We start from the raw sequence: 13,485 nt of genomic DNA, 5'->3' as shown, positions 1-13,485 counted from the left end.
CGTCACCGGGCAGGCGGATCGTCGACGTACTGCGCCGCTCCGTAGCCGAACGACCAGTCGATCGGCTCGTTCTCGGTCACGGTGATGAAGACGTTTCGCGGCTCGGTGTCCGCGTACTCGTGGGCGAGTTCGGCGATCCGCCGGTACAGCGCCTTCTTCTGCGTGGGCGGGCGCCCCGAGCGCATCGTGATCGCGATGTAGACGACGCCGTCGTCGCGGTGCACGCCGAGGTAGTCGTCGTAGCGGACGGTGCTGGTGGTCCCGTCGTGACCGACCAGGACCTGGAACCTGTCGTCCGGCGGGGCGCCCATGGTCTCGACCCAGGCGTCGTGCACGGCGCGGCCGAGCGCGTCGAGCCGCTCACCGGCGGCCCCCAGCGCGTCGATGCGAACCAATGGCATGTCAGCGGTCCTCACTTCTCATAGCTGTCAGCACCGTACATACTAGTAGGTACAGCCGCCGGAGAGCGTTCGGCCCTGCCGGATCGCACAGGGGCGGGTTCCGCAGGGTCAGGTCTTTCGGGAGGAGGGCTCGGCGCCCCATACGTCCCAGTCGTTCTTGCCGATCTCGATTCCCTCGCGGCCGTTCACGATCATCTCGCGCGTCGCCGGCGTGTCGATACGGGAACGCCGTGCAGTTCGTCGCGGAGGCGTTCAAGCACGGGAAGGCCATCGGGGCGGTCGCCGACGGCATCCGGCTCCTGTCGAACGCCCGGCTGAACGGCGTGCAGAACCACGGTGAGGCCCTGACCGCCGACCAGGGCGTCGTCCTACAGTCGTCTCCCGGCGCCACCGGCGAGTTCGTCGAGCAGTTCGTGGCCGCGATCGCGGCGCATCGTCACCACAACCGGGACCTGGCCCCCGCACCGGCCTGATCCCGGGCGCTGTGAAGGTCCGCGTCCGGCGGGACGCGGACCTTCGCGAGACGATAGTCGTGGTTGCCGAGCACGGCGATGACCGGAACGCCGATGTCGCGGAGCTCCTCCGCGGCCATCCGCCCTTCCTCGGCGGTGCCGTGCCGGGTCAGATCGCCGGCTACGAGCAGTACGTCGGCGTCGTCGGCGATCCCGGTCAGTCGTTTGCGGTACAGGCCGCGTACATCCTCGCCGACGTGGATGTCGCCGACCGCGGCCACACGAATCATCTGGGCGTTTCCTCCGTCTTCGGGGGGCGGATCTCGACCACGGTCACGTCGTTGGAGATCCGTCTTCCGCCGGCCGCCTCGCGGGCGACCGTCTCGATGAGTTCCCGCCTCCGGGGAGTCGCCACCTGGCCGCGCAGGAAGACGACGTCACCGCGGACGTCGACCTGGATGCCGAGCTCGACCGTACGGGCGTCCTCGGCGAGGCGGCTCTTGATGCGGGCGGCAAGGTAGTGGGGCGGGTCGCTGGGCGTCATCCGTCACTCCCTTCGTACGGCGGCCCGTGCTCCATCACGCGCAGGCGATGTGCTCGCGCACGACGTCGAATGCGTTCGGAATTCGCTCCTCCCGTTCGACTGACGATGCGCCCTCCCTGCCCGCGAGGTGGTGTTCAAAACGCCGTCCCGTACGGCCCCGGCAGCCGTCCGCCGCGTCGTTCGCCGGGCTTTCAGCCGCGGGCGCGGGCCGTCTTCCGGCGGTTCTCCTCCATGATCGCTACGACGAGCTGTTCCTTGGTCATCGAGGAGCGGCCCTTGATCCCGAGACGCCCCGCGACCTCATACAGGTGGCTCTTGCTCGCGTTGGCGTCCACGCCCTCCGCGCTCGGCTCGTTCCGGGATCGCGGCCGGGACGCCGCCGACCGGCGGTCCGAGGGGCCCTTGGCCCCGCCGGCCTTACGCTCCCAGTGATCGCCGACCTTCTCGAACATGTGCTTCAGCGCGCCGAACGCCGTCCGGTGGGCACGCTCGCCCTCGCCGTACTCTTCGACGGCCGCGTCGTGGGCCTTGATCCACGTCCGCTGGGCCTCCTCCGGGGAGCGGCGCAGCGTCGAGGGCAACTCCTCGCGGCCGGGCATGGCGGCCTCCTTTCCGATGCCGTTCTCTCCCTCATGAGTCGGCGTATCCGCGTCCCCCAAGATCAAACGCGGTGCACGGACGGGTAGGAGCGCGGCTCAGGCCGGCTGTTCGCGGCCGGCCGCCTGGCCCAGGCGGTCGGCTGCCTGGGCAAGGCGCTCGACGGCGTCCTGGGTCCAGGGGCCGTCGGTGATGACGACGACGTGGTCGAGGCCGAGCTCGGCGAGGGCCGCGCAGCGTTCGGCGAACCGGTCGGCGGGCTCGGTCTCCCCCAAGCGGGTGCTGACCGTCTTCTCGATCTCGTCGCAGGGCCGTCCGACGTCCTCGCAGTGCCGCTCGAGGACCTGCAGTTTGTGGCGGATGGTGCGCCCGCCGTCGGGAATGTCGAACAGGTTGCAGGCGTCGGCGTGAAGAGCCACCAGCCGCAGGGTCTTCTGCTCGCCCGTGCCGCCGATCAGGATCGGCGGGTGCGGGCGCCGCAGCGACGGCGGGTTGTTGACCGGGCCTCCCAGCCGGAAGTGACGGCCCTCGAAGGGTCGGGTGTCGTTCGCCCACATCCGGGTGGCGATCTGCAGCGTCTCCTCCAGCCGTTCGAACCGTTCGGGCAGCGGCGGCAGCGGCAGTCCCATGGCGTCGGCTGCGCCTTGGTGGTAGCCGGTTCCGATGCCCAGCCAGGCCCGGCCGCCCGACAGCACGTCCAGTGTCGTGACGGCCTTGACCAGCAACGCGGGCGGCCGGAAGGTCGCGCCGGTCACCATGGTGCCGAGCCGGACGCGGCGGGTGTGTGCGGCCAGGAAGCCCAGCGTGGTGTAGGCCTCCAGCATCTCGGCGTCCAAGGTGCTGGCCGGGTCGGCTTGGAGCAGGTGGTCGCACACCCAGACGGTGTCCAGGCCCACCTCGTCGGCGAGCCGGACGATCCGCTCGAGCTCGGCGCCCAGGCGTGCCGGGCCGCCCGGCCACGAATAGCGGGTGATGTTGATGCTGACGCGCATGATCCGTCCTTGCTGCGTCGCCGTCACGGACCGGCGATCGGGCTCAGGTGCAGGCCGGCCAGCAGCCATCGGCCGTCCTGCGAGACGGCGATGTGGGTGACCCGGAACCGGCCGTCGGCCGGATGCCCTCGGTATTCGGCCTTCTGGGTGTGCCGGCCGACGGCCACGGCGGTGGTGCCGTAGTCCCGGATCTCCACCTCGTCCCAGACCAGGGAGTGGGTGGTCAGGGAGCCTGTGCGGTAGCGGTCCAGCCATTCGGGCTTGTGCAGCACGAACCCGGCGGGCCCGACGAGGGTGAAGTCGTCGGCGGACAACTCCTCCAGCGCGGCGACGTCGGCGTTCTGCTCCGCCTCGGCCCAACGGCGGCCCAGCTCCAGAACCTGCTCCTGAGCACTCATGATCGACCCTTCCCATCGACGACGTTTGGACAACTATTAGATATCTAACGGTGAGATGTCAAACGCTTAGACTCGATTCGAATGGATTAGGGTGTTCGGGTATGGCTGACTCCTTCGGGCCCCCCATCGGACTGGTTCTGTCCCAGACGGCCAAGACGGTCAGTCGGGTCTTCGACGACGCCCTGGCCGCGGTCGGCGGCTCAGTGCCGATCTGGCTGGTCCTGCTCACGCTCAAGAGCCGGCGGCCGGCCAACCAGCGCGAGCTCGCGCGCGCCGTCGGAATCCAGGGCGCCACCCTGACCCACCACCTCAACGCGATGGAGGCCGACGGTCTCATCACCCGGCGGCGGGACCCCGCCAACCGTCGCATCCACCAGGTGACCCTGACCGAGCGCGGCGAGGAGCTCTTCCTAAAACTGGCAGCCGCCGCGCAGTCTCACGATCAGCGCCTCCGCCAGGGTCTTGCCCCCGAGGAGATCGCCACGCTGCACCGCCTGCTCAACCGGCTCCAGGACAACGTCACCGCCGAGCCCCCCGACACCGGCCGACCCGACGGCTCCCTGCAATGCCCGCCCGAGAACGAATGATCCCGTTGCCGTTCCGCCGAGGGTTCTCGTGACAGGAGCCACGAGAGATCACGCCTTCAGTACCGGGCCTCGGCGTAGGCGTTGACGGTGGGCACGTTGGAAGGTCAGTGGCTCCGCGGGACGAGCCGGATCGTGGTGGCGTTCGCCTTCGGGCTCGTGATGGACGCGATGATGGACGCGGCGTAGTGGCCGTACTTGGCGCGGTAGGCCGCGTCGATCCGGTCGTTCAGGTCGTGGTCGGCGTCCACGAACGTGACGTTCTTCTCCACCCCGCCCGCCCGGATCCGGCCCTCCTGGCGTGCGCGGGTGCCGCGGTACCAGGCGGAGGCCGGCCCGTTCACCGAGCGGACGTAGACGTCGTCGCCCAGCCGGACGACCCAGATCGTCCGCCGGTCGCTCAGCGTGCCGTCGCGCCGTAGGGACGCGATCCGCAGCTCCTCCACCGTCTCGATTTTCGTGAGCTCGTCGCTCGTCCATGCGGTCATCGGGGTGTCTCCTTTGCTCGTACGGGTCACGGGGCGGGCCGGAGCAGCAGGCTGGTCGCCGCGGCCGCGAGCACGAGCAGCGCGGCCGTCAGCAGGCTGGTGTGCAGACCGGTGAAGAAGTGCGCCTGGTCGGCGACCAGGGCGCCGAAGACGGCCACGGCCAGCGCGCCGCCGATCTGGCGGGAGGTGTTGAGGACGCCGCTCGCGGTGCCGGCGCGCGCGGCCGGGACCCTGTCGAGGAGCAGCGAGGTCACCGCCGGTACGGCCAGGGAGCCACCCGTCCCGACGGGGATCATCAGCAGGACGAGCAGCCAGGTGGGCGAGGCCGCCGGAGGGACGCAGAGGATCAGCAGGCCCACGGCCATCAGGCACTGCCCGGCGACGACCGGCATCCGCGGACCGAATCTCGCGGCGAACCAGGCCGAGGTCGGGCTCACGAAGGCGGTCAGCACCGTCATCGGCAGGAACGCCAGCCCGGTGGCCAGGGCGGACAGGCCCCGTGCCTGCTGGAGGTACAGGCTGAGCAGGAAGACCATGCCGTAGAAGCCGACGTTCAGCGCGAAGCCCACGGCTGCCGCGATCACCATCGTCCGGGAGCGGAGCAGCGGCAGCGGCACCATCGGGTGCCTCCCGCGCGCCTGAGCGACCAGGAAGACGACCGCCGCCACCACGGCCACGGCCAGCGCGATCAGGACGCGTGCCGTGCCGAAGCCGTCGGCGCCGGCCTCGATCGCCCCGTACGTGAGGGAGCCCATCGCCAGGACCGCCGCCCCCTGCCCGATCCAGTCGAACGGGGCGTCCCGGCGCGGTGAGCGCGGCGTACGGGTGAGCAGGAACAGCGCCACCAGTCCCACCGGCAGGTTGACGAAGAAGATCATCCGCCAGCTGATCAGACTCAGCAGGCCGCCCGCGACCGGTCCGGCCGCGGCGCCCACCGAGCCGCCCAGCGCCCAGATCGAGATCGCCCGGGCCCGCCTGGCCGGGTCCGGGAACGTTTCGCGGATCAGGGCCAGCGAGGCGGGAACGATCACCGAGGCTCCCGCGCCCTGAACCAGCCGCGCGACGATCAGCACGCCCAGGCTCGACGCCAGTCCGCAGGCCGCCGAGGCGGCCACGAAGACCGCCAGCCCGGCCCCGAACGCCTGGCGCGCGCCGATCCGGTCACTGACCGCCCCGGAGGACAGCAGCAGGGCGGCGAACATGAGCGTGTAGCCGTCGACCACCCACTGCAGCCCGGTCATACCGCCGCCGAAGCCGCGCCCGATGGCGGGCAGCGCGACGTTCACCACGAGGGCGTCGAGGGTTATGACGAAGAAGCCGAGGAGCGCGGCCGCCAGGGCGGGGCCGGACCCGCGTCGCACGGCGGTGCTGCCGGCGGATCGCCGGGCGGACGCGGAGGAAGTGAACACGGGGAAGGTCTCCTGAAGAGGGAATGGATAAATGACCGCCTCGCAGCGCTCCTCGACGCCCGCCACGGACCGGGAGCGCTGAACCCGCGGTCCACGGCGGCGTCCGGCCGGGACGGATCAGGGCTGGATGAGCACCTTCAACGCCTCGCGGTCGGCCATCGCGCGGTAGCCGTCCGGGACCTCGCCCAGGCCGATGGTGCGGTTGAACACCCGCCCCGGCTCGATCGTGCCGTCGAGCACGTCGGGCAGCAGTTCCTCGATGTACGCGCGGGCGGGCGCCACGCCGCCGGTGAAGGTGATGTTGCGCATGATCGTGTCCATGCCCATCGGGCCCTTCTGGTACTGCGGCACGCCGAGCCGGCTGATCGCGCCGCCGTGGCGGACCACCCCGAGCGCCATGTCCAGGGCCTGCTCCGCGCCGACGGCCTCCACCACCGCGTGGGTGCCGTCGCCGCCGGTCAGCTCGCGGACCCGTTCGATGCCCTCCTCGCCGCGCTCGGCGACCACGTCGGTGGCGCCGAAGTCCCTGCCGAGGTCGGTGCGGTCCTTGTGCCGGCCCATGAGGATGATCCGCTCGGCGCCGAGCCGCCTGGCGGCCAGCACCGCGCAGAGCCCGACCGCGCCGTCGCCGATGACCGTCACCGACCTGCCGGGCGCGGCGCCCGCGGTCCGTGCGCCGTGGTGCCCCGTGCAGAGGACGTCGGACAGGGTCAGCAGCGAGGGCAGCAGGGCGGAGTCCTCGCCGACCGGCAGCCTGACCAGGGTGCCCTGCGCCTGCGGCACGCGCACGGCCTCGCCCTGACCGCCGTCCACGCCGTTCAGCCCCCACTGGCCGCCGTTCCGGCAGGAGGAGTGCAGGCCCTCGCGGCAGAAGTCACAGGTGCCGTCCTCCCAGAGGAAGGGCGCGACCACGAGGTCCCCGGAGGTCAGCCCGGGCACGTCCGAGCCGACGTCCTCGACGACGCCGAGGAACTCGTGGCCCATCCGGCGTCCCTGCTCCGACGCCGGCATCGCCCCGTACGGCCACAGGTCGCTGCCGCAGACGCAGGAGCGCAGTACTCGTACGACGGCGTCCGTCGGGTTCTGGATCTTCGGGTCCGGCACGTCCTCCACGCGCACGTCACCGGCGCCGTACATCACCGTTGCTCGCATCGAGCTCTTTCCCATCGTTGTTCGTCACGGAGGCGACGAGATGTCGCCGGTCAGTAGCGGCCGCCGGTCGGCGCGGGCAGGGCGTCGAGTGCGGCCAGGTCCGCCGCGCTCGGCTCGACCTCGCCGGCCCCGGCGTTGTCCACCAGGTACTTCGGGGTCTTGGTCCCGGGGATCGGCACGACGTACCGGCCCTGGGCCACCACCCAGGCGAGCGCCACCTGTGCCGGGGTGACCCCGGCCCGCTCGGCGATCTCGCGTACCCGGCCGACGATGGCCAGGTTGGCGCGCAGCGCCTCCTGCTGGAAGCGCGGCAGCCGGCGCCGGAAGTCGTCTTCGGGCAGGTCGTCGAAGGAGGAGAACCGTCCGACGAGGAATCCTCGCCCCAGCGGCGAGAACGGCAGGAAGCCGATGCCCTGCTCCTCGCAGTACGGCAGGACCTCGTCCTGCACGTCCCGGGTCCACAGCGAGAACTCCGACTGTACGGACGTCACCGGGTGTACGGCCTGGGCCCGCTTGATCTGGTCCACGGTCACCTCGGACAGGCCGAGGTAGCGGGCCTTGCCGGCCGCCACGGCCTCCGCCATCGCTCCCCAGGTCTCCTCGATCGGCACCTGCGGGTCGACCCGGTGCAGCTGGTAGAGGTCGACGTGGTCGGTGCCGAGACGGCGCAGGCTCTCGTCGATCGACCTGCGGACGTGCTCGGGGCGTCCGTCATTGACGATGAGCGGGGAACCGTCGGGGCCGCCGGTCGGGTCGCTCACGACCAATCCGACCTTGGTGGCCAGCACCGCGCGGTCGCGGTGGCCGCCGGCAAGGGCCCGGCCGACCAGCTCCTCGTTGGTGTACGGACCGTAGACGTCCGCGGTGTCGATCAGCGTCACGCCCAGGTCGAGGGCCTGATGGATCACCGAGATCGACGTCTTCTCGTCCCGCGGGGCTTTCATGTCGTACGAGAAGGTCATCCCCATGCAGCCCAGGCCGATGACGCCGACCGCCGGGCCCGTGCTGCCGATCGTGGTGGTACGCATGCCATCGATCCTCCCCGCCGGGTTCGCCATGTGGCAGACCGCGCCGTGCCGGGGACTCGTGTTCGGGGGTGTGACAGGGCCCCCCACCCGCGTTCCGCGCCGGTCCCGGCGCCGCCAGACTGGAGACATGACGAGGCAGCAGAGCGGCGGTGACGGCGGCACGGAGCTGGGGCGTTTCCTACGCGCCCGCCGCACCCAGGTGACCCCCGCCGAGGTCGGCCTCACGATCGGCCCCGGCCTGCGGCGCACCCCCGGCCTGCGCCGCGAGGAACTCTCCACCCTCGCCGGGGTGAGCATCGACTACTACACGCGCCTGGAACGTGGGAAGGAGACCCGCCCCAGCCCGTCGGTCGTCGACGCCCTCGCCCGCGCCCTCCGCCTGGACGAGGAGGAACACGAGCACCTGCGCGAACTCGCGCTGCGGGCCGCCCGGCAGGCCCCGGAGCCGCCGACCGCCCCCAGCCGGACCGTACGGCCCGGTGTCAAGCTGCTGCTGGACAGCCTGCGACCCAACCCCGCGTACGTGGTCAGCCGCACGATGGACCTGCTCGCCTGCAATCCCGCCGCGCTGCGGCTGTTCGCCGGGATGGAGGACTGGCCGGTCAAGCAGCGCAACATCGCGCGTTTCGTGTTCCTCCACCCCGCGGCCCGCGACCTGTTCGACGACTGGGACAACCAGGTCCGCGGCTGTGTCGCCCGTCTGCGAGCCCTGGCCGGCACCGACCCCGACGCCCCCGACCTCGCCCAGCTCGTCGGCGAGCTGCTGCTCAAGAGCCCCGAATTCGCGCGCCTGTGGGAGCGCTATGAGGTGAAGGCCCGCCCCCACGGCCGTAAGACGTACCACCATCCGGAGGTCGGCGACCTGACCCTCGGCTTCCAGTCCATGCAGCTGGAGGGCACCCCCGGCCACCGCCTCAACGCCTACTACGCCGAACCCGGCAGCCCCGAGTACGACGCGATCGTCCTCCTCGACATGGCCGGCTCCGTGCCCGCCGTCCGCCGTTCGGCCAAGGATTCTCTGGGTTCCAGCCCCGAAGGCCCTCGGCGATGACCCCTGCTCCTGCCGGTCAGTCGGTGCGGGGGCTTCGTCGCGGCGGTTCTGCCGGGCGGGCCGGGTGCCGTCGCCCTTCTCGGCTCGCGCGCCGACCGTGGGCCGCCTCACCGGGCGGCTAGGGCCTCTCTCAAAGCCGTCACTCGGCGCGCAGCGCCTCGGCGACGGGGCGACGGCCGGCCATGCGGACCGGAAGGGTGGTGAGCAGCGCGACCGCCACGAGGGTTCCCGGGATGACGGCGGGCAGCGACGCGTACGGGATCGCGCCGCCGCCCGACGCGCCGCCGGCCGCCCGGGCCGCGGCATAGACCGCCAGGCCGAGGGGGATGCCGAGGGCCCCGGCCAGGGCGGCGGGGAGCAGCTGTGCCGCCGACAGTCCGGCGGTCACCTGGCCCGGGGTCGCGCCGAGGGCGCGGGCGAGCGCGGTCGGCCGGCGGGAGTCGAGCGACGTCGCCCAGGCGATGAGGACGGCGTTGACCGCCGCGAGCGCCAGCAGCGCGACGGTGAGCGCGAACACGACCTGGTTCACCTGCTCGGTCACCGGGTTGGGGACACCGGGCACGAACATGATCCCGGTCGTCCGGGCGTCCTTCCGGGCGATGTCGCCGTGCATGGCGAGCGCCGCGACGACCATCGCGGCGGTGATCGCCAGACTGATCAGGGCGAACACGGCCCGGCGCGGGCGGCGTACCGCGAGGCGTACGCCCAGCAGGAGCGGCACCGGGAGCCGGGCGGACAGCGCGATCAGGCGAGGCGAACGCCGGGGCGTCCGCGCCGGGCCGGACAGCGCCCGTACGGTGCTGGTGCGGGCGCCGCGGATCGCCGGGACCACGGTCGCCGCGCCGGTCACGGCGAGGGCCACGACGACCACGATCAGCGCGGAGCCGAAGGTCAGGTCCGGGCGGCCGGCGTCCAGCAGCCCGGCGCTCGGCCGGGCCAGCGCCGGGGCCGCCGCCCAGCCGGCGACGAGCCCGACGGCCGCCGCAGCGAGGGCCACCAGCAGGTGCTCGGCGAGCAGGACGAACGCGACCAGCCGGGGTGTCGCGCCGACCGCCTTCAGCAGCCCGACCCGGCGGGTCTGGTCCGCGAGACGCCCGCCGACCAGGACCGCCACGAACGCGACGGCCAGCAGCGCCAGCGCCCAGGTGCCGGTCACCAGGGCCTGGTTCACCAGGTGGAGTTCGGCGGTGGCGTACGCCCCCATGTCCTGCCAGGAGCGCACGTTCCGGTGCGCGGCGGCGAAGGCGGGCGCGGCGGCCGGGTCGGCGAGGCGGATCGGCATCACCTGGGAGGTCACCGGCCTGCCGAGCGCCTTCAGGTCGGCCCGCGCCGTCCAGACCAGGCCGGGCGTGGCGGAGGGATAGGGCACCCGGGCTGCGGTGACGGCGACGCCCGCGACGCGGAGCCGACGGCCGGCGATCGTGAGCTCGTCGCCCGGCCGTACGTTCAGCGCGTGCGCGAAGGCGCGTTCGACGACGACGCCGCCGCGCCGGGCCCAGCCGCCCGCGGTGAGCCGCGGCCGGTCGATCGGCCCGGCGGCGGTGTCGCGTCCCTGCACGACCGCCGCGACGCGCACGTCCCGGACGCGCAGGTCCTCGACGGCGACCATGGCGTACGGGCCGGCCGTCCCGGTGACGCCGGGCGCGTGCGCGAGCGCGGCCAGGTCGGCGGACCGGGGCGCCGTGGCGACCGCGTCGGGTCCGGCGGTCGCGGCGCGCGTACGGTCCCAGGGCCGGTCGGCCGCCCCTCCCACCGTGAGTCCGACGGTGAGCGTCGTCGTGGTCGCCGCGAGGGCGACCAGCAGCAGGAACGCCTCGCCGCGGCGGCGGCGCAGGTCGCGCAGGGCCAGGCGGATCATCACGGTGAGCACGCTCATCAGCCCTCCAGCCCGGCGTACGCCCCGAGGCCGCCGCCCGCGCCGGCCATGTCGGTCTCGCCGACCAGCACGCCGTCCCGCATGGTGATCACACGGTCGGCCGTGGCCGCGACCCGGGACTCGTGCGTGACCAGCAGCAGGGTCTGCCCCTCGGCGCGGAGCGCGGCGAACAGCCGCAGCACCTCGGTGGTCGCCGCGCTGTCGAGGTTGCCGGTGGGCTCGTCGGCCAGCACGATGAGCGGCCGGCCGATCAGGGCGCGGGCGACCGCGACCCGCTGGCGCTGCCCGCCGGACAGCGCCGCGGGCAGGTGGCTCGCGCGGTCGGCCAGCCCGACCCGCTCCAGCAGTTCGGCGGCCCGCCGCCGGGCCTCCCGGGGGCCGACGCCGGCGAGCAGGGCGGGCAGCTCGACGTTCTCCCGGGCGGTGAGCTCGTCGACGAGCTGGAAGGCCTGGAAGACGAACCCGATCGCGTGCCGCCGGAGCCGGGCGAGCTCGGTCTCCGACATCCGGTCGATCCGCCGGTCGGCAAGGTGCAGTTCGCCGCCGGTGGAGCGTTCGAGCCCGCCGAGCAGGTGCAGCAGCGTCGACTTTCCGCAGCCGCTCGGCCCCACGATGGCGACGGTCTCCCCGGGCGCCACGTCCAGGTCGACGTGGTCGACCGCGCGGACCAGGCCCGCTCCCCTGCCGTACTCCTTGCGCAGCCCGCGAGCCCGCAGTATTGCCATGGTCAGCCCTTTCGGTCCCAGTGCCGGGCGCACGCGTCGAGCCAGCGCAGGTCGGCCTCCAGCCGCAGCGTCACGCCTTCGAGGAGCAGCGCCGCCGCCGAGCCGTGCGGCTCGTTCAGCACGGCGCGCTGCACGTCGGCCAGCCGGCGCAGCAGCTCCCGGCGCTGGGCCTCCACGAGGTCCAGCGGGTCGGCGAGCCGGGCCGCCGCCGCGGCGACGAGCTTCAGGTGGAACTCACTCGGCTTGCCCCAGGTCAGGTCCGCGAGCCAGGCGTCGACGCGCCGGCCGCCCTCGGCCGTCAGCGCGTACACCTTCCGGTCCGGCCGGTGGGCCTGGCCGACGTGCTCGACGGACACCAGCCCGGACTTCTCCAGCCGGGAAAGGGTGACGTAGACCTGCCCGGCGTTGAGCGCGTCCCCCATCGGGCCGAGCGCATCCTGCAGCCGGGCCCGCAGCTCGTAGCCGTGGGAGGGCTCCTTGGCCAGCAGTGCCAGCACGACGTCCTGCACGAGTGATCACCTCTAACGGTTATCCCTATAGATAACGGCTAGCCATAGGGGGCGTCAAACGCGAGCCGCCCGCGGTGCGCGGGCGGCTCGCGTCAGGACGCCGTCATAAGAGTGCGAATCGTATGGGTGCGGGCGGCCGTCGCCCGGGGCGACCGTGCCGTTCCTGCGTGCCGATGCCGTCAGTTGGCGATGGCGGCGAGGAGTTCGTCGCGGGAGCCGGCGCCGGTTTTGCGGTAGACCGCCTTGAGGTGGTCGTTCACCGTGTGCACCGACATCTCGAGGCGGCGGGCGATGCGCTTGGCCGCCAACGCGTCGCGCAGGTGCGTGACGACCTGGCGTTCGCGGGGAGTGATCCCGTACCAGTCGCAGAAGTGCGGGAGCAGCCGCTCGCCGTCCGCGGACTGGATGATGACCGCCACGTCCCCGGTACTGTCGCCGTCCAGCGGTTGCGCCTCGCACACCATCCACCGGCCGTAGCTGGCCGCCGGCCCGAAGGCCAGCACAGGTTGTGTGCTGCCGGCCCTGTGGGCGCGCATCGACAGACCGGACAGGAACGAGAGGAAGGCCCAATCGGGCGAGGTGTGGTCGCCGTCCAGCCGGTCTCGCAGCGCGTGCGCCTGAGGGGTGGCCGATCGGATCGCGTGGTCCGGGCCGAGGATGACCACGCCGGGCGGTGGCGCGGGACCGGCAGGCGTGAGCGGGCCCGCGGTGACATAGCCGCGCACGACCTTGGCCAGCGCCGGCGCTGCCTGCGCCGCCCGCGCGATGTCACGGCCGTCGAACGGTCTGCCTCCCTCGGCGCGCAGCAGCCCCAGAATTCCCCATGTCCCCCAGGAGTCCCGCAGCAGGAGCCGCAGCTCGCACCCGACTCCGTGGGCATCGAAGAGGCGCCGGGTCCGACCGTCACCGGGCCCGACCACGCCCGCGGGAACCGGCAACCTGGCGAGGTCCTCGGGCGGGCACGGATGGAGGCCTGCGTGGTAGTCGCGCAGCAGCGCCCGGCCGAAGTCGGCTTCCACGCCGTGCCAGAAACTGAACGACGCGGGCCCGAACCCCGCCGCCGGACACGTACCCGCCAGGTGCACCGCGTCGTGCGCCACGGCCCCTAAGGCCCGGGAGATCGCCTCCCCCAGCTCGTTGCTGGTGGCCCCCTGCCTCGCCGCCGCGTACAGCTCGCGCGCCATCCGGTCCGGGTGCGCCAGACTCATCGTGCCCCACTGTCGTCAGAAGTGAACACCAAGGCGATGCGCTAGATCTTCATATCCGGGTAATCAGTCAG

17 protein-coding genes are annotated in these 13,485 nt (G+C 72.6%); 3 read left to right on the top strand and 14 right to left on the bottom strand.

Annotated features, from left to right (window positions below):
• Nucleotides 1-2: 2 nt before the first annotated feature.
• On the bottom strand, nt 3-401 hold the full coding sequence (locus ABEA24_RS22175) for a tautomerase family protein (protein ID WP_345432891.1): 399 nt from the start codon (nt 399-401) through the stop codon (nt 3-5).
• A 230-nt stretch (nt 402-631) separates the two neighbouring features.
• On the opposite strand from ABEA24_RS22175, the gene ABEA24_RS22170 reads away from it, so the two are divergent.
• Nucleotides 632-874: a type 1 glutamine amidotransferase family protein gene (locus ABEA24_RS22170; protein ID WP_345432890.1), complete on the top strand. Its 243-nt coding sequence runs from the start codon at nt 632-634 to the stop codon at nt 872-874.
• On the opposite strand, the gene ABEA24_RS22165 is transcribed toward ABEA24_RS22170, so the two are convergent.
• The 5 genes from ABEA24_RS22165 to ABEA24_RS22145 form a co-directional block, all read right to left on the bottom strand.
• Nucleotides 838-1,143: a metallophosphoesterase family protein gene (locus ABEA24_RS22165; RefSeq protein ID WP_345432889.1), complete on the bottom strand. Its 306-nt coding sequence runs from the start codon at nt 1,141-1,143 to the stop codon at nt 838-840. The genes ABEA24_RS22170 and ABEA24_RS22165 overlap by 37 nt on opposite strands.
• Nucleotides 1,140-1,397: a BON domain-containing protein gene (locus ABEA24_RS22160; RefSeq protein WP_345432888.1), complete on the bottom strand. Its 258-nt coding sequence runs from the start codon at nt 1,395-1,397 to the stop codon at nt 1,140-1,142. Before ABEA24_RS22160 ends, ABEA24_RS22165 begins: the two co-directional genes overlap by 4 nt.
• 191 nt (nt 1,398-1,588) lie before the next feature.
• Nucleotides 1,589-1,996, bottom strand: a complete 408-nt coding sequence (locus tag ABEA24_RS22155) for a ChaB family protein (protein ID WP_345432887.1) — start codon at nt 1,994-1,996, stop codon at nt 1,589-1,591.
• A gap of 96 nt (nt 1,997-2,092) precedes the next feature.
• Complete coding sequence (locus tag ABEA24_RS22150) at nt 2,093-2,986, bottom strand: LLM class F420-dependent oxidoreductase (RefSeq protein ID WP_345432886.1); 894 nt, start codon at nt 2,984-2,986, stop codon at nt 2,093-2,095.
• 23 nt (nt 2,987-3,009) lie between these two features.
• Nucleotides 3,010-3,384, bottom strand: a complete 375-nt coding sequence (locus ABEA24_RS22145; protein ID WP_345432885.1) for a nuclear transport factor 2 family protein — start codon at nt 3,382-3,384, stop codon at nt 3,010-3,012.
• Between the two features lie 101 nt (nt 3,385-3,485).
• On the opposite strand from ABEA24_RS22145, the gene ABEA24_RS22140 reads away from it, so the two are divergent.
• Nucleotides 3,486-3,971: a MarR family winged helix-turn-helix transcriptional regulator gene (locus tag ABEA24_RS22140; protein WP_345432884.1), complete on the top strand. Its 486-nt coding sequence runs from the start codon at nt 3,486-3,488 to the stop codon at nt 3,969-3,971.
• A gap of 104 nt (nt 3,972-4,075) precedes the next feature.
• Here ABEA24_RS22140 and ABEA24_RS22135 read toward each other — a convergent pair whose 3' ends face one another.
• The 4 genes from ABEA24_RS22135 to ABEA24_RS22120 all read right to left on the bottom strand — a co-directional run bounded on the left by ABEA24_RS22135 (nt 4,076) and on the right by ABEA24_RS22120 (nt 8,045).
• A complete protein-coding gene (locus ABEA24_RS22135; RefSeq protein ID WP_345432883.1) occupies nt 4,076-4,456 on the bottom strand; it encodes a DUF2255 family protein in 381 nt (126 codons plus the stop codon).
• 26 nt (nt 4,457-4,482) lie between these two features.
• Nucleotides 4,483-5,865 carry an MFS transporter gene (locus ABEA24_RS22130; RefSeq protein WP_345432882.1) on the bottom strand — a complete coding sequence of 461 codons (1,383 nt, stop codon included), beginning with the start codon at nt 5,863-5,865 and terminating at the stop codon, nt 4,483-4,485.
• Nucleotides 5,866-5,982: 117 nt separating this feature from the next.
• Complete coding sequence (locus tag ABEA24_RS22125) at nt 5,983-7,017, bottom strand: zinc-binding dehydrogenase (protein WP_345432881.1); 1,035 nt, start codon at nt 7,015-7,017, stop codon at nt 5,983-5,985.
• Nucleotides 7,018-7,067: 50 nt separating this feature from the next.
• Nucleotides 7,068-8,045, bottom strand: coding sequence for an aldo/keto reductase (locus ABEA24_RS22120; protein WP_345432880.1), 978 nt, complete (start codon nt 8,043-8,045; stop codon nt 7,068-7,070).
• Nucleotides 8,046-8,172: 127 nt separating this feature from the next.
• Between ABEA24_RS22120 and ABEA24_RS22115 the strand changes: the two genes are divergently transcribed.
• Nucleotides 8,173-9,096 carry a helix-turn-helix transcriptional regulator gene (locus ABEA24_RS22115; protein WP_345432879.1) on the top strand — a complete coding sequence of 308 codons (924 nt, stop codon included), beginning with the start codon at nt 8,173-8,175 and terminating at the stop codon, nt 9,094-9,096.
• A 139-nt stretch (nt 9,097-9,235) separates the two neighbouring features.
• Here ABEA24_RS22115 and ABEA24_RS22110 read toward each other — a convergent pair whose 3' ends face one another.
• The 4 genes from ABEA24_RS22110 to ABEA24_RS22095 form a co-directional block, all read right to left on the bottom strand.
• Nucleotides 9,236-10,972, bottom strand: coding sequence for an FtsX-like permease family protein (locus ABEA24_RS22110; protein ID WP_345432878.1), 1,737 nt, complete (start codon nt 10,970-10,972; stop codon nt 9,236-9,238).
• Entirely contained in the window at nt 10,972-11,697 is a 726-nt protein-coding gene (locus ABEA24_RS22105) for an ABC transporter ATP-binding protein (protein ID WP_345432877.1), read from the bottom strand. Before ABEA24_RS22105 ends, ABEA24_RS22110 begins: the two co-directional genes overlap by 1 nt.
• A gap of 2 nt (nt 11,698-11,699) precedes the next feature.
• Nucleotides 11,700-12,206 carry a PadR family transcriptional regulator gene (locus ABEA24_RS22100; RefSeq protein WP_345432876.1) on the bottom strand — a complete coding sequence of 169 codons (507 nt, stop codon included), beginning with the start codon at nt 12,204-12,206 and terminating at the stop codon, nt 11,700-11,702.
• A gap of 179 nt (nt 12,207-12,385) precedes the next feature.
• Nucleotides 12,386-13,414: a helix-turn-helix transcriptional regulator gene (locus ABEA24_RS22095; RefSeq protein WP_345432875.1), complete on the bottom strand. Its 1,029-nt coding sequence runs from the start codon at nt 13,412-13,414 to the stop codon at nt 12,386-12,388.
• Nucleotides 13,415-13,485 lie beyond the last annotated feature (71 nt).

Source organism: Actinoallomurus vinaceus (assembly GCF_039542055.1).
In the GTDB taxonomy this organism is placed as follows: domain Bacteria; phylum Actinomycetota; class Actinomycetes; order Streptosporangiales; family Streptosporangiaceae; genus Actinoallomurus; species Actinoallomurus vinaceus.
This window is presented reverse-complemented; position numbering and strand designations above follow the sequence as displayed.

What these genes read in the sequence shown, in the direction of transcription:
- ABEA24_RS22175 (WP_345432891.1), bottom strand. Translation starts at nt 401, where the DNA reads ATGCCATTGGTTCGCATCGACGCGCTGGGGGCCGCCGGTGAGCGGCTC.
- ABEA24_RS22165 (WP_345432889.1), bottom strand. Translation starts at nt 1,143, where the DNA reads ATGATTCGTGTGGCCGCGGTCGGCGACATCCACGTCGGCGAGGATGTA.
- ABEA24_RS22160 (WP_345432888.1), bottom strand. Translation starts at nt 1,397, where the DNA reads ATGACGCCCAGCGACCCGCCCCACTACCTTGCCGCCCGCATCAAGAGC.
- ABEA24_RS22155 (WP_345432887.1), bottom strand. Translation starts at nt 1,996, where the DNA reads ATGCCCGGCCGCGAGGAGTTGCCCTCGACGCTGCGCCGCTCCCCGGAG.
- ABEA24_RS22150 (WP_345432886.1), bottom strand. Translation starts at nt 2,986, where the DNA reads ATGCGCGTCAGCATCAACATCACCCGCTATTCGTGGCCGGGCGGCCCG.
- ABEA24_RS22145 (WP_345432885.1), bottom strand. Translation starts at nt 3,384, where the DNA reads ATGAGTGCTCAGGAGCAGGTTCTGGAGCTGGGCCGCCGTTGGGCCGAG.
- ABEA24_RS22140 (WP_345432884.1), top strand. Translation starts at nt 3,486, where the DNA reads ATGGCTGACTCCTTCGGGCCCCCCATCGGACTGGTTCTGTCCCAGACG.
- ABEA24_RS22135 (WP_345432883.1), bottom strand. Translation starts at nt 4,456, where the DNA reads ATGACCGCATGGACGAGCGACGAGCTCACGAAAATCGAGACGGTGGAG.
- ABEA24_RS22125 (WP_345432881.1), bottom strand. Translation starts at nt 7,017, where the DNA reads ATGCGAGCAACGGTGATGTACGGCGCCGGTGACGTGCGCGTGGAGGAC.
- ABEA24_RS22120 (WP_345432880.1), bottom strand. Translation starts at nt 8,045, where the DNA reads ATGCGTACCACCACGATCGGCAGCACGGGCCCGGCGGTCGGCGTCATC.
- ABEA24_RS22115 (WP_345432879.1), top strand. Translation starts at nt 8,173, where the DNA reads ATGACGAGGCAGCAGAGCGGCGGTGACGGCGGCACGGAGCTGGGGCGT.
- ABEA24_RS22110 (WP_345432878.1), bottom strand. Translation starts at nt 10,972, where the DNA reads ATGAGCGTGCTCACCGTGATGATCCGCCTGGCCCTGCGCGACCTGCGC.
- ABEA24_RS22105 (WP_345432877.1), bottom strand. Translation starts at nt 11,697, where the DNA reads ATGGCAATACTGCGGGCTCGCGGGCTGCGCAAGGAGTACGGCAGGGGA.
- ABEA24_RS22095 (WP_345432875.1), bottom strand. Translation starts at nt 13,414, where the DNA reads ATGAGTCTGGCGCACCCGGACCGGATGGCGCGCGAGCTGTACGCGGCG.